Below are 13,313 nucleotides of genomic sequence, written 5' to 3'. Positions count from 1 at the left end.
CGTCTTCTCTGGGGAGACCCCCGATGAGCAGCACCACCGCCCCCCGGCCCCTCTCCGTCGCCGAGCTCGATCTCGACGGGCCCGACGGGCCCGTCCTCGGCTTCCGGCCCGCGCCCGGCGCGCCCGCCGTCGTGCCGGGTGACGTCTACGCGCTCGTACGGCTCCGGGGCCGGCCCGCCGCCACCGTCGTCGGCACCGTCCGCGCCGGTGAGGACCCCGCCGAGGTACTCGCCGCCCTCGCCCGGCGCCGGCTCGCCGGGGCGGGGACGCCCGGGACCGACGCCGAGCGCCTCGCCGCCGCGCGGCCCCCCGGCCTCGACGCCCCCGCTCCGCCGCGCGCCTCCGTCGTCGTCGCCACCCGTGAGCGCCCCGAGTCCCTGGCCCGCGCCCTCGACTCGCTGCTCGCCCAGGACCACCCGGACTTCGAGGTGGTCGTCGTCGACAACGCGCCCCGCACCACCGGCACCCACGCACTCGTCACCCGGACGTACGCCGGGCACGCCGACCGCGTCCGGTACGTGCGCGAGGACACCCCCGGTCTCGCCACCGCCCACAACACCGGCCTCGCCGCCGCCGGGGGGAGCGTCGTCGCCTTCACCGACGACGACGTGATCGCCGACCCGCGCTGGCTGAGCGCCCTCACCGCGCCCTTCGCCGCCGATCCCGGCCTCGGCTGCGTCACCGGACTGATCCTGCCCGCGCGCCTCGGCACCCCCGCCCAGATCCTCCTGGAATCCCACGGCGGCTTCGCCAAGGGCTTCGCGCCCCGTCTCTACGACCCGGCGCGGCCGCCCGCCGACGAGCCGCTCTTCCCCTTCACCGCCGGCAGCTTCGGCTCCGGCGCCAACATGGCCTTCCGTGCCGACGCCCTCCGCCGGGCCGGCGGCTTCGACCCGGCGACCGGCACCGGGACGGCCGCCCGCGGCGGCGACGACCTGTACGCCTTCGTCGCCGTCCTCTCCGCCGGCTTCCGCCTCCGCTACACCTCCGAGGCCCTCGTCTGGCACCACCACCGCGACACCTGGCAGGACCTGCGGAACCAGGCGTACGGCTACGGCGCGGGGCTCACCGCGTACCTCACCGCCACCCTGGTGCGCAGCCCCCGCCTGCTGCCCGCCCTGCTCGCCCGGCTGCCGCGCGGCCTCGCGTACGCCCGGAGCATGACCGCCCAGCGGGGCGGGACGCCCGAGGGCGGTGTTCCCGGCGAGCACGGCACCCAGCACCATCCCTGGCCCGCCTCCCTCTCCCGGCTGGAGCGGCGCGGCATGCTCTACGGCCCGATCGGCTACGCCAAGGCGCGTACCCGGGCCCGTGCGCGGTTCGGCGCCGGGGCCCGGGTGCGGGACCGCTCGCAGGCGCCGCGCGGTGGTTCGGCGGTGACCCGATGACCGGCGCCCCCGTCCGCTCCCGCATACCCGTCCTCCTCTACCACGCGGTGATGGAGGATCCGCCGGACTGGATCGCCGAATTCACCGTCTCGCCGAAGCAGTTCGCGGCCCAGCTGGACGCGGTCGTAGCCAGCGGCCGTACCGCCGTCACGGTCGGCGCCCTCGCCGCCCATGTCGCCACCGGCGCCCCGCTGCCGCCCCGGCCCGTCGTCCTCACCTTCGACGACGGCTTCGCCGATCTGGCCGGGCCGACCGCCGAGGCCCTCGCCGACCGCGGTCTGCCGTCCACCGCGTACCTCACCACGGGGGCCATCACCCGCGGCCGGCCGTGTCTGCTGCCGCCCGCGCCGATGATGACCCTCGCCCAGGCGCCGCGCCTGGAGCAGTACGGGATGGAGGTCGGCGCGCACACCGCCACCCACCCGCAGCTGGACACCCTCGTGCCGGCCGCGCTCCGCCGGGAGCTGCGGGAGTCCAAGGCGGTGCTGGAGGACGTCCTCGGGCACGAGGTCCGTCACCTCGCCTACCCGCACGGCTACAACAGTCCGGCCGTACGGCGGGCCGCCGCGGCCGCCGGGTACACCTCGGCCGTCGCCGTCCGGCACGCGCTCAGCTCCGGGACCGACGAGATCTACCGCATCGCCCGGCTGATCCTGCGCCGCACCCACACCGTCGCCGACATCGAGCGGTGGATGGAGGGGCGCGGCGCGAAGACCGCGCCGTACCCCGACTCGCTGCCCACGGTCGGCTGGCGGATGTACCGCAGGGCCCGCGCCCTGGTGAAGGGGCCCGAGTTCGCCGGCTGAGTGCCGAGGGATCCGAAGATCGACAACTCCGGCGATCCGACCGGCAGTTGAAAGCCCGAACAAAACCGAAGTACCTTCCTGTACTTCGGCGAAAGGGACAGTTCGTGGGGGGAGAGGCCGTGCAGCGTCAGGGGCCCGCACCGGTGACCGGGAGCGGTGTGCCCTCGCGGCCCTCCGCCAAGGACCGGGAGGCGGAGGAGCGGGAGGCCGAGGGCGGGGAGGCGGGGGGTGGCCCCGGGCCCGGCCCGGACGCCGAAGCGGCGCGTCCCGGACGCGAGGACGGCCGGAACGGCGGCGCCACCGCCGCCCGGGGCCGGTTCGCCACCGTGCTCCGTTCCCCCGACGCCCTCAACCTCGTCCCCCTCCTCCTCGCCGGCGTCCTCTGGCTCTGGGCGCTGCCCGGCATCGACTTCCGGAGCATGGACGAGTTCGGTCTCCTCGACCGTTTCCCGCTCACCTTCTACGCCGCCCTCACCGTCCTCACCGGCGGTTTCGTCATCACCCTGCGCCGCGCCGGCACGGCGCCGCTCTGGCCGGCCACCTACTGCGCGGCGATGCTCGTCGCCCTCAAGGCGCCGCCCGCGATCCTCTACGACACCGTCCGCTACGCCTGGGCGTCCAAGCACGACGCGATCATCAGCAGGCTGCTCGACCAGGGCACCGTCCACCCCGGCACGGAGCTGTCCGGCGGCATGTCCGCCTACGACCAGTGGCCCGGATTCTTCTCGCTCGACGCCGCCCTCGTCCGTGCCTTCGGCGTGGACGCCGCGGCCTCGTTCATCAACTGGGCGCCCGTCGCGCTCGGCCTGCTGACCGTCCCCGTCCTGATACTCGTCTACCGCACGTTCAGCGACGACTGGCGCCTCGTGTGGACCGGTGTGTGGATCTTCCAGCTCGCGAACTGGGTGGGCCAGGACTACCTCTCCCCGCAGGGCTTCTCGTACCTGCTCTACCTGACCGTCTTCGCCGTCGTCGTCCGGCACTTCGTGCTGCCCGGCTCGGCGGGAACGCTCCGCGACCGCGCCACGCTCGACCCGGCCGCCGCGGCCGTACCGCCGCCCACGACCACCCGGCAGCGGGCCGTCGCCGTCCTCTTCCTCGTCCCGGTCGTCGCCACCATCAACGCCTCGCACCAGCTCACCCCGATCATGCTGTGCGCGAGCCTCTTCGCCCTCTGCCTCACCCGCCGCTACCGCAACCTCGGGCTCCTCGCCGTCACCGGCCTGATCATGCTGGTCTGGAACCTGACCATGGGCCGGGAGCTGTTCCTGGAGACGCTCGGCACCCTGCGCGAGAAGGCCGGCGACCTGCTCGCCAACTCGCGCCCCGGCTTCGCGGGCGACCCCACCGGCCCCGGCCCCGAACTCGTCGGCAGCGCCAACATCCTGATGGTGCTCGCCCTCGGCGGTCTCGCCGCCGCCGCCGTGCTCCTGCGCCGCAGACTGGTCCGCAGCGCCCTGCCGCTGCTGCTCGTCGCCGCGGCGCCCCTCCCGATGGTCGCCGTCAACGACTACGGCGGCGAGATGATCTTCCGGGTCTACCTCTTCGGTCTTCCCGGCGCCGCCTTCTTCGCGGCCGCCGCGCTCGTCCCGGCCGCCGGGGCCGCGAGCCGCGCCGCCACGATCGCCCGCCGCACGGCCACCGTCGCGCTGCCCCTCACCCTCGTCGCCATGCTCGCCGGCTTCCTGCCCTCGTACTACGGCAAGGAGGGCATGCACTACGCGCCGCCCGGCGAGACCGCGCTCACCCGCCGCGCCTTCGACCGGGCCCCCCAGGGGGCGCTGATCCTCGCCGCGACCGGCGCGTTCGCCGACTCGTACTACCGCTACGACCACTACGAGCGCTGGTTCTTCACCGAGCAGGAGGTCGACGAGAACCTCCGCATGCTGAAGGACCCGGCCGGCTACCTCGCCGGCGGCATCCCCGCGGGCCGCCCGGCCTATGTGATCCTCACCCCCACCCAGGGCGAGGCCGTCATCGGCGAGGGCTACCTCCCGGAGGGCGGCTTCGACCGCCTCGGCAAGGCGCTCAAGGCATCGCCGCTGTTCGCGGTCGTGGAGGAGAGCCGGTACGGGCTCGTCCTGCGCTACCGGCCCACCACCACCGGCTGAGCACGACCGCCCGCCACCGGCCCGACCCCCTTCCGACGACACGCCCGTCGGTCCACCCGTACGAGGAGCAGGTACGCCATGGCCCACCCACGCCTGACCCCGCGCGTCCAGCGCAGAGCCGCGCTCGCGGCCTCCGGATGGGTCGCCCTCGCGGCGACCGCCCTCCCCGGCGGCTCCCCGGCGCGCTGGATCCCCGTGCTCGCCTTCGTCGTCCTCGCGCCGGGCCTGGCCCTGCTGCTGCCCCAGCCGCTCGGACTGCGCCCCGGTGCCCGTCTGGAGGCGCTGGCGCTGGCCGCGCCGGTCAGCCTGTCCGTGGCCACCCTCGTCGCGACCACCCTGTTCCTGGCGAAGGCCTTCTCGCTGACGGTCTTCCTCGTCGTCCTCGCCGTCTTCGTGAGCGTCGTCGCCGTCCTGCCCGGCGTTCCGCTGCCCGCCGCCACGCGCGGGGCCGTCGAGCGCGACGGCGCCCGGCCCTCCGGCGACGGCACGCTCCGGTTCCGGCTGCCCCGGCCGCGCACACGAGGGACCCGTGGGAGCGGGTGACCGGACGGCACGACCGGGGCGCCCCCGGCCCGGCTGCGATCCGACCGTCGACTCCGGTCCCGGCCCGGAGGGATACCGCGTCTCCGGGCGGGGCCCGTACCTCCGGCAGGACGTGCCGGACCGGTAGCACCCCCTACGGGCGGCGCCCCGACGTCAGGCCCCGGAAGGCGCACACCGCCATCGTGCCGCCGGCCAGGCCGAGGAAGAGCGGGAGCGGGGCGGTGGCGAAGGCCTGCTGACCCGCCCAGCCCGCCCAGACCAGGACCCACACCACACCGGCGGTGACCCGCGCACCCGCCCCGACCACCCGCAGCAGCACGGCCGTCAGGAGCAGACTCAGGGCCTGGAGGGCGATCGGGACGACCGCCCGCTCGACGCCTTCGCCCAGGAGCGCCGCCCCCGGACCCGCCGCGTCGGCCGGCCGCAGGCCGAGCAGCGGCGGAGCCGTGTGCAGGGCCAGGAAGGTGGCGAGCAGGACCACCGCGGCGAACACGGGCCGGAAGAACCGGAGTCCGACGGCGGCGCCCTGGAGGGCGACCAGGAGCAGCCCGGCGCCCAGGGTGACCCGCGGCAGCGCGGCGAGCAGTCCGGTTCCCGACAGCGTCGCCACGTCCAGCTCGCCGGACCGGGCGAGCGGGAACCAGAACAGCCCGGCCGCGAGGCCGAGAGCGAGCCACAGCCAGGTCCCCCACCGGTCGGGCGCGTCCGGCTCCTCCGGCCGGGACACCGGCGTCGGCAGGGGCCGTGCGAGCGGGCCGGCGGGCTCGTCGTCACGCGGCCGGGGTACGTACACGGGGATGCCGAAGGCCGGCGTCACCGACTCGTGCGCCCCGCGCAGATAGGCGCTCTCCCGGGCCCAGTTGGTGCCGTAGCCGTCCTCCTCGCGCTCCTTCACCCGGGCCGCCGCCCGGGGTCGCTCGGCCGGCGTGCGGCCCTTGAGGGTGGCCCGCAGGCCCGGCACGCACGCCACCGCCATGAGGGTCATCGCGCCGAGGACGGCGAACCCGGCGCCGCTGATGCCGTACGGGCCGAGCAGCACGGCCGCGCTGCCGAGGACCAGGACGCACATGGCGCCCTGGAGGACGGCGAGCATGCCCGTCCGGCCCTGGACCCGCAGCACGCCGATGTAGAGCTCCACGGCGACCCGGGGGAGCGCGGCGGCGGCGAGGAGCCGCAGCACGGTGGAGCCGTTCTCCTGGTAGCCCTGGCCGAAGGGGGCGAGGATCAGGGGCGCGAACACGACGAGGACGAGGACGACCGGGACGAGCAGCAGCACCATGCGGCGCAGGGCGCCCCGCACCCCTTCGGCGAGGGACTCGGGGCTGTGCGAGGCGTGCGCGGTGAGCGAGGAGGCCATGTTGATGGCCATGAACTCCATGGTGCCGCCGACGGTGTACGCCGTGTAGAAGAAGGCGTTGTGGGCGGCGTCGAAGCGGACGGCGACCATCACCGGCAGCAGGCTGATCATGATGAGGCTGAAGAACGCGCCGACCGAGTCCCCGGCGATGAACCGGCCGATCTCCCGCATGCCCGGCGGCTCGCGGTCCCGGTCGGCGCGGGCCTGCTGGGGGATGAGCCGGCGGAACACGAGCCAGCCCAGCGGCAGCACGGAGAGCACGATCGCCGCCGCCCAGGAGACGAAGACGCCGAGGACCGGCACGGCCGTCGCCAGCAGGACGAGCAGGACGAGTTTGCCGAGCGAGAAGACGGCATTGCCGACGGGCACCCAGATCGCCCGTCTCAGCCCGGTGAGCACCCCGTCCTGGAGGGTGAGCAGGGCCCAGCCCACGGCGGACGCGGTGAAGAAGATCCCGGCGGAGACGCCTCCGAGCGGCGCGTACGAGGGTCCCCACAGGTCGATGGTGAGCAGGAAGACACCGCAGGCCGCCGCGACGACGACGGTGCTGAACAGGTACAGGCGCACGACCAGCGGGCCGGTGGCCCGGCCGGCCCGGGGCACGTACCGGACGACCGCGCCGGACAGGGTGGTCGCGGTGATCGAGGCGAGCATCCGCTGCGCCGCGATGGCGGCGGAGCCCTGGCCGACGGCCTCCTCCGAGTAGTAGCGGGCGGCGATCAGCCAGAAACCGAGCCCGAGGGCGGCGGAGACGCCGGTGGAGAGCATCAGCGCGTAGGCGTTGCGGAACATGGAGCCGTCGTCGGAGGCGGAACGCGCAGCGGGCCCCGAGTCGTCCTCCGCCCCGGCCGTGGCGGTCTCGCGGCGCGCGGCGTCCTCTGTGTCCGTCGTGCCCGGCGTGTCCGTCGCACCGGCCGTGTCGTCCCGGGCGGAGCCCCGCAGCCGTACCGTCACCGCGACCCGCCGCGGACCATCGACGGCCGAGCCGGGCGGATCCCGGCGCCGCGCAGCACCGCGAGGGTCTCGGCGGCGCGGCGCGGGTCCACCGGGAGGGCGTGCCGGGCGAACCAGGCTGCCGGTTCCGGCGCGGGGGAGGGGTCGGTGAAGGCCTCTCCGGCGTAGCTGTCGAGCGGCGGGTCGTAGAGGTAGCCGGTGGTGATCCGGCGCCGGGCGAGGGCGGCGACGGCCGCGTCCCGGTCCTCGACGAGCAGCGGCACCCGGTAGAGCGGCTGCGGCGCGCCCGCCGGGGCGGATGCCGGCGGACCGCCCGGGAACGCCTCGGCCGTGCCGTACTCGCCGGCCAGGAGCAGGGCGGTGCCCGTCCGGTGGGCGTCGAGGACGTCGTCGAGCCGGGCGAATCCGCGGGTGGTGCGGCGGAGCCGGCCGGCGCCGGGGCGCAGCCGGTAGTCGTGCATGTCGACCCGGACCCAGGAGTGGAAGGGTTCGAGCGCGGGCGCCGCCGTCAGGGCCCGCGTCAGCTCCTCGGCGCGGAGCGGCATCCGGATCTCCTCCCGTTCCTCCAGGCCGAGCCGCCGGACGGCCGCCCGCGCGGCCCCGACCAGGCGCAGCGCGCGCAGGGTGGACTCGGCGTACGGCCGTACGAGGTGGGCGAGTTCGGCGGTGGGGCGGGTCGGGTGCAGCAACGCCTCGCGGGCGGCGGCGAGTTCCTCGCGCAGCGCCGGGTCGGCGAGGGTCAGGAAGCCGCCGGTCTTTGCGCCGGTGTGCTTCGAGAGGCTGAAGACGGACGCCTCGCCGTACGTGCCGACCGGGCGCCCGCCGACGGTGGAGCCGATGGCGTGGGCCGCGTCCTCGATCAGCGGGATGCCTAGCCGGTCGCAGTGGCCCCGCAGCTCGGGAGCCGGGTCGGGATTGCCGTACAGATTGGTGGTGAGGACGGCGGCGAGGTCCCCCCAGACGGACTCGGGCACGGCGGCCGTGTCGATCGAGCCGTCCCGGGGGTCGAGCGGTGCCTGGACGGGGCGGAGTCCGGCGGCCAGGACGACGAAGAAGATGACGTCGTCGTTGACCGGCGACATCAGTACCCTGCCGCCGGGACGGCACCAGTGGCGCAGCGCGAGATAGAGCCCGAAGCGGCACGACGGCACGTAGAGGCACTCCCTGCCTCCGACCCGGCCGCGCATGCGTTCTTCCAGTTCCGCGTACGCAGACAGCATGTGATTCCCCCCTGAACCCCCGGGCTCAATGTGGCCCATTCCGGACGCCGCGTCAACACGACCCCCCGGTCGCCCGGTTGGTCGTCCGGGCCGCTGCGTGAGCGGTCCGGGGCGTGGCATGCGGAAGGGCCCGTCACCGGTCGAAAGACCGTGAACGGGCCCTTTCCGCAGCCATTTTGGCGGCTCGGGGAAGCCGGTGGAGGTCATTCCTCCAGAGTGAGCCCCCGGCGCAGCCTGGCGAGGGTGCGGGCGAGCAGCCGGGACACGTGCATCTGGGAGATGCCGAGCTCGGTGCCGATCTCCGACTGGGTCATGCCGGAGACGAAGCGGAGGGAGAGGATGTGCCGGTCGCGGGCGGGCAGCGAGGCGATCATCGGCTTCAGGGAGGCGATGTACTCGATCCCGGTGAGTCCGTGGTCCTCGTAGCCCAGCCGGTCGGCGAGCGTGGCCTCGCCGCCGGGGCCCTCCTCCTCGTCGGGCTGCGCGTCGAGCGAGCTCGCGGTGTACGCGTTGCTCGCGGCCATGCCCTCGACGACCTCCTCCGGCGCGATGCCGAGTTCCTCGGCGAGTTCGGCGACGGTCGGGGCGCGGTCGAGGCGCTGGGCGAGCGCGTCGCCCGCCTTGGCGAGGTCGAGCCGCAGCTCCTGGAGCCTGCGGGGCACGTGCACGGACCACGAGGTGTCGCGGAAGAAGCGCTTGATCTCGCCGATGATCGTGGGCATCGCGAAGGTGGGGAACTCCACGCCGCGGGTGAGCTCGAAGCGGTCGATCGCCTTGATGAGGCCGATGGTGCCGACCTGGACGATGTCCTCCATCGGCTCGCTGCGGGTGCCGAAGCGCGCGGCGGCGAACTTGACCAGGGCCAGGTTCAGTTCGACGAGGGTGTTGCGGACGTACGCGTGGTCGTGGGTGCCCTCCTCCAGCTCGGCGAGCCGGGCGAAGAGCTGCTTCGACAGGGCGCGCGCGTCGACGGGTCCGATGCCGTCGAGCGGACGGTCGAACGGGAGCGCGAACGCCTGGTCGTGCGAGAGCTCGGGGGAGAACTCGGCGGGGTCGAGCGGATGGTCCAGGGGGACTGCTGCCGACGGCGCGTCGGGGGTACGCGGGGCGTCGAGCCGGGGTGACATGGGTCTCCTTCGTGGGTCCTCTGCTGCGGTTTGCGGCGCCTCCGAAGCCGGTCGTGTCGGGTGTTCTCCTCTAGCCCTACCTGCTCGACGGTGAAGGCCGCAAGTATCGATAATCCGCTATGTCCGGTATGTGGTGGACCCTGTGTGCATTGCGGGGCGCCTCGCTTGTAGGGTTCGAGGCACGTCAGTCGGCATCCGCGAGAGCGAAAGAGGCACGGCCATGGACCGCGAGAACATCGGCAGCGCACCGCCCGCGCGGTTGCGGGTCGAGGTCCGGACCGTGGACGGGAACGAAGTCCTCGCTCCGGTGGGTGAGCTCGATCACTACACGGCCGAACTGCTGCGCTCCCCCCTGGACCGGGCGCTGGACGAGGGCCGCTCGCGGCTCGTCGTCGACTGCTCGGGTCTGGAGTTCTGCGACTCGACCGGGCTCAACGTGCTCCTCGGCGCCCGGCTGAGGGCGGACGCCGCCGGTGGTGGCGTCCATCTCGTGGGGATGAGGCCCGCGGTGGCCCGGGTGTTCCACATCACGGGCGCGGAGGCCGTCTTCACCGTGCACGAGACACTCGCCACAGCCCTGCCCGGCTGAGCGGTCCGGCCGGCCCGCCCCCACGAACCGGCCCCGCACCGCCCGTACGTCCCGCCCTCTGTCCCGTCGATCGGTGAGGTGAAGCGCTGATGGACCAAGCTTCCGACGTCCGTACGCTCGCCCTCGGCGAGACCAGCGGCACCGTCCCGCTCGCGCGTGACTTCACGCGGTCCGCGCTCCACGAGTGGGGCTGGCTGCCGGCCGCCAGCGCCGACCGCAGGGCCGCCGCCGAGGACGTCCTGCTCGTCGTCTCCGAGCTCGTCACCAACGCCTGCCTGCACGCCGAGGGCCCCGAGCGCCTCCGCGTGCTGCGCCTGCCCAAGGCGCTGCGCCTCGAAGTCACCGACCGGGGCGCCGGAACCCCCGCACCCCGCACCCCGCACCGGTCCGGGCGCCCGGGCGGCCACGGCATGTTCATCGTGCAGCGGCTCTGCCTCGACTGGGGCATCGAGCGCACCCCCGGCGCCCCCGGAAAGACGGTCTGGGCCGAACTCTCCGCACCCGCCTAGGACTTTCACCGTCCCTCTTCTTCCCTCCGCAAGGCCCCGGGCGTACCTTGACGCCCAATCTGAAAGACCGTCAGTTCCATTGCGGTGAGGGGTGCTCGGGGTGTCCAAGGAGCCGAACCGGAGGAGAACGACCGCCGCGCTCACGGCGGCGGTCGCGGTGGCGGGCGTGGCCGTGCTCGCCGGCGCGCCGACCGCCCAGGCGGCCGTCGTCGACGTCGACTACGCCTGCGAGACGAAGATCGGGCCCAAGGGCGCCGTCTCGCCCGTCGACATCAAGGCCGTCAAGAACGGCAGCGCGTACACGATCACCATGTCGTTCGAGAAGGGCGTCTCCGACAGCCCGGTCGAACTGCCCAAGGGCGTCATGACACCGCGCGCCGAACTCGTCCTCGGCGGCGCCGACTCCGGCACCGTCAAGGTCAAGGGCACGCCGAACACCGCCGCCATCCCTCCCGACACCCCGATCAGGATCGGCACCCTCACGGGCACGTACACCCCGAAGAAGAACGGCAAGGTCACCTTCACGGCCGGGACGCTGACGGTGCACGCGCTCGGCATGGACGCGGCCGTCTGCACCCCGAAGAACAACCCCGAGGCCGCCCTCGAACTGGAGGTGACCGGACTCTCCGGCGGCTCCGGCACCCCGCCGCCCGCCGACAGGGGCGAGGACGAGGCGGACACGGGCGCCGAACTGCCCAAGACCGGCCCGCTCGACTCCGCCGTCGCCCTCGGCACCCTCGGCGGCACCGTCCTCCTCACCGGCGCGGCCGGAGTCCTCTGGCTCACGCGGCGCACGGCTCGCTGATGCGGACGGCGGCACGCACCGGGCTCGTGGCCGCCGCGACCGCCCTCCTCGGCGCGGTCGCGGCGGCGCCCTCGGACGCCCGGACCCCGGTCTCCTGGACGGCGGCACCCGCCGCCGGGCGGCCGTACGCCTATCTGGAGGGCCCCGCCGGCAGCGTCCTCCAGGACACCCTGTCGCTGACCAACCCCGGCGCCCGGCCGCTCACCGTCCGGCTCAGCGGCCAGGGCGCACCGGTGTCCTTCGCCGCCCGGACGGTGACCGTCCCCGCCCGCACCCGGGCGGACGTGCCCTTCGCCGTGACCGTCACCGCGGACACACCGCCCGGCGAACACCGCGGCGCGGTACGGGCCTCGGCGGACGGCCGCGAGGTGCGCGTCGACCTGCGGCTGCGGGTCAGCGGACCGAGGCTCGCCGCGCTCACCGTCGAGGGCGTCCACGTCGACACCGAGACCGGCGCCCTCCGCTACACCCTGGTCAACCGGGGCACCACCGTCCTCGTCCCGCACCTCGCGGTGCGCGCCGAGGGCGTCCTCGGCACCGTCCTCGACCGGCCGGGCCGGGCCCTGCCGCTCACCCTGCGGCCCGGTCAGCGGGCCACCCGTACCGAAGCCTGGCCCGACCCGCCGGCCCTCGACTCCGTCACCGTGCGGCTGACCGCCACCGCCGAGGGCGCGGCCCCGGCCACCGCCCGCGCCGAGGCATCCTTCGCCTCGGGCCCGGCGCTCGCCGGGGCGGCCGGACTGCTGCTGCTCGCGGCGGGCGGCGGCGGATACGCGCTACGGCGGTACGCCAGGCCCCGTACCCAGCGAGCCCCGGCGGGAGTGCGCACATGAGGTGGACACGTACAGCGGCGGCGCTCGTCACCGTGCTCGCCCTCGGCCTCCTCCCGGCCGCCCCCGCCGTCGCGGCCCCCGGTCCCGCCGTCGAGCTCTCCCAGGCGGAGGGCGGCAAGGGCGGCGAGGTCACCGTCAGCGGCAGCGGCTGGAAGCCCGGCGCGCTGCTCATGCTGCTGATCTGCGGCCAGTCCGCGCCCGGCAAGGGCGTCATCGGCGGCACCAACTCCTGCGCCAACACCGAGGGCCGGGCCGCCACCGTCGACGCCCGCGGCGGCTTCAGCGCGAAGCTCCCGGTCGCCGAACCGCCCAAGCCCTGCCCCTGCGTGGTGCACGTCGCCGGGGTGACCGGCCAGCAGGACGCCGTCGACCGGGAGTTCACCGTGGCCGGGCATCCCGTCGCGCCGCTCCCCGAGGCCTCGGGCGACGGGCGGCTCGCCGTCCTCGCCGCCGTACGCCTCGACGGCTCCAGCGGGCTCCTCACCTGGTTCGGGGCGCCGCCGAGCCGCCGGATCGTCTTCACCGTCGGCAACCTCGGTCCGGCCCCCGTGAAGGACCCGGTCTTCCAGGTCGGCTCCAGCCACGGCGTGTTCGCGCCGCAGTACGAGGAACGCCAGTGGCGCGGCACGATCGCCCCCGGCGAGAAGGCCCTCGTCCGGCTCCCCGTCGAACTGACGGCGGGCGCGCACGGCGACTACCAGGTCTCCGTGCGGTACGGGGGCAAGGTCCTGGTCGAACAGCCGTGGGGGGTCGGCAGGCCCTGGGGCGTGACGCTCTTCTGGCTGCTGCTCGCCGTGGTCGTCCCGGCGGCGCTGTTCCGGATCGGGATGGCCGTGGTGGACCGGGTCCGTCCCGCGAGCAGCCCCGACGGGCCCCGGCCCCGGGCGCGCCCCGGGGCGCCCCTGGCCCGGCTCCGTACCCGTGCCCCCGCCCCCGCGCGCGCCTCCGCGCCCCGGGGCCCGGGGGACGACGAACCGACCGCGGTCCTGCCGTGGTTCAGTCCTGACTCCGCACCGTCAGCCCCAGAGAGCAGCCCGACGACGAAGGGACATGCGTGAGTACGCAACGGAG

12 protein-coding genes are annotated in these 13,313 nt (G+C 74.8%); 9 read left to right on the top strand and 3 right to left on the bottom strand.

The genetic code is table 11. From position 1 onward, the window contains the following. Positions 1-23: 23 nt before the first annotated feature. The 4 genes from OG392_RS14850 to OG392_RS14835 all read left to right on the top strand — a co-directional run bounded on the left by OG392_RS14850 (position 24) and on the right by OG392_RS14835 (position 4,848). On the top strand, positions 24-1,388 hold the full coding sequence (locus tag OG392_RS14850) for a glycosyltransferase (RefSeq protein ID WP_329279471.1): 1,365 nt from the start codon (positions 24-26) through the stop codon (positions 1,386-1,388). After that, positions 1,385-2,194 carry a polysaccharide deacetylase family protein gene (locus tag OG392_RS14845; protein WP_329279469.1) on the top strand — a complete coding sequence of 270 codons (810 nt, stop codon included), beginning with the start codon at positions 1,385-1,387 and terminating at the stop codon, positions 2,192-2,194. Before OG392_RS14850 ends, OG392_RS14845 begins: the two co-directional genes overlap by 4 nt. A gap of 119 nt (positions 2,195-2,313) precedes the next feature. Then, positions 2,314-4,305: a hypothetical protein gene (locus tag OG392_RS14840; RefSeq protein ID WP_329279467.1), complete on the top strand. Its 1,992-nt coding sequence runs from the start codon at positions 2,314-2,316 to the stop codon at positions 4,303-4,305. A 78-nt stretch (positions 4,306-4,383) separates the two neighbouring features. Continuing rightward, complete coding sequence (locus OG392_RS14835) at positions 4,384-4,848, top strand: hypothetical protein (protein ID WP_329279466.1); 465 nt, start codon at positions 4,384-4,386, stop codon at positions 4,846-4,848. A 133-nt stretch (positions 4,849-4,981) separates the two neighbouring features. On the opposite strand, the gene OG392_RS14830 is transcribed toward OG392_RS14835, so the two are convergent. The 3 genes from OG392_RS14830 to OG392_RS14820 form a co-directional block, all read right to left on the bottom strand. Beyond that, positions 4,982-7,159, bottom strand: coding sequence for a lipopolysaccharide biosynthesis protein (locus OG392_RS14830; RefSeq protein WP_443054780.1), 2,178 nt, complete (start codon positions 7,157-7,159; stop codon positions 4,982-4,984). Beyond that, the gene (locus OG392_RS14825) at positions 7,156-8,379 is read right to left on the bottom strand and encodes a DegT/DnrJ/EryC1/StrS family aminotransferase (RefSeq protein ID WP_329279464.1); all 1,224 of its coding nucleotides are present in this window, start codon (positions 8,377-8,379) and stop codon (positions 7,156-7,158) included. The genes OG392_RS14830 and OG392_RS14825 overlap by 4 nt, the downstream gene beginning before the upstream one ends. Positions 8,380-8,582: 203 nt before the next feature. Beyond that, positions 8,583-9,506 carry an RNA polymerase sigma factor SigF gene (locus OG392_RS14820; RefSeq protein ID WP_329279461.1) on the bottom strand — a complete coding sequence of 308 codons (924 nt, stop codon included), beginning with the start codon at positions 9,504-9,506 and terminating at the stop codon, positions 8,583-8,585. Between the two features lie 220 nt (positions 9,507-9,726). Between OG392_RS14820 and OG392_RS14815 the strand changes: the two genes are divergently transcribed. The 5 genes from OG392_RS14815 (at position 9,727) to OG392_RS14795 (ending at position 13,300) form a co-directional block, all read left to right on the top strand. Beyond that, a complete protein-coding gene (locus OG392_RS14815) occupies positions 9,727-10,095 on the top strand; it encodes an STAS domain-containing protein (RefSeq protein ID WP_329279459.1) in 369 nt (122 codons plus the stop codon). Between the two features lie 89 nt (positions 10,096-10,184). After that, positions 10,185-10,604 (top strand): ATP-binding protein, encoded by a 420-nt coding sequence (locus tag OG392_RS14810; protein ID WP_329279458.1) that lies wholly within the window; start codon positions 10,185-10,187, stop codon positions 10,602-10,604. A gap of 100 nt (positions 10,605-10,704) precedes the next feature. Further along, complete coding sequence (locus OG392_RS14805) at positions 10,705-11,409, top strand: peptidase (RefSeq protein ID WP_329279457.1); 705 nt, start codon at positions 10,705-10,707, stop codon at positions 11,407-11,409. After that, positions 11,409-12,242: a hypothetical protein gene (locus OG392_RS14800; RefSeq protein WP_329279456.1), complete on the top strand. Its 834-nt coding sequence runs from the start codon at positions 11,409-11,411 to the stop codon at positions 12,240-12,242. The genes OG392_RS14805 and OG392_RS14800 overlap by 1 nt, the downstream gene beginning before the upstream one ends. Continuing rightward, positions 12,239-13,300, top strand: coding sequence for a hypothetical protein (locus tag OG392_RS14795; protein WP_329279454.1), 1,062 nt, complete (start codon positions 12,239-12,241; stop codon positions 13,298-13,300). Before OG392_RS14800 ends, OG392_RS14795 begins: the two co-directional genes overlap by 4 nt. The last annotated feature ends 13 nt before the right edge of the window (positions 13,301-13,313 follow it).

The organism is Streptomyces sp. NBC_00691 (assembly GCF_036226665.1).
Taxonomy (GTDB): Bacteria; Actinomycetota; Actinomycetes; order Streptomycetales; family Streptomycetaceae; genus Streptomyces.
This window is presented reverse-complemented; position numbering and strand designations above follow the sequence as displayed.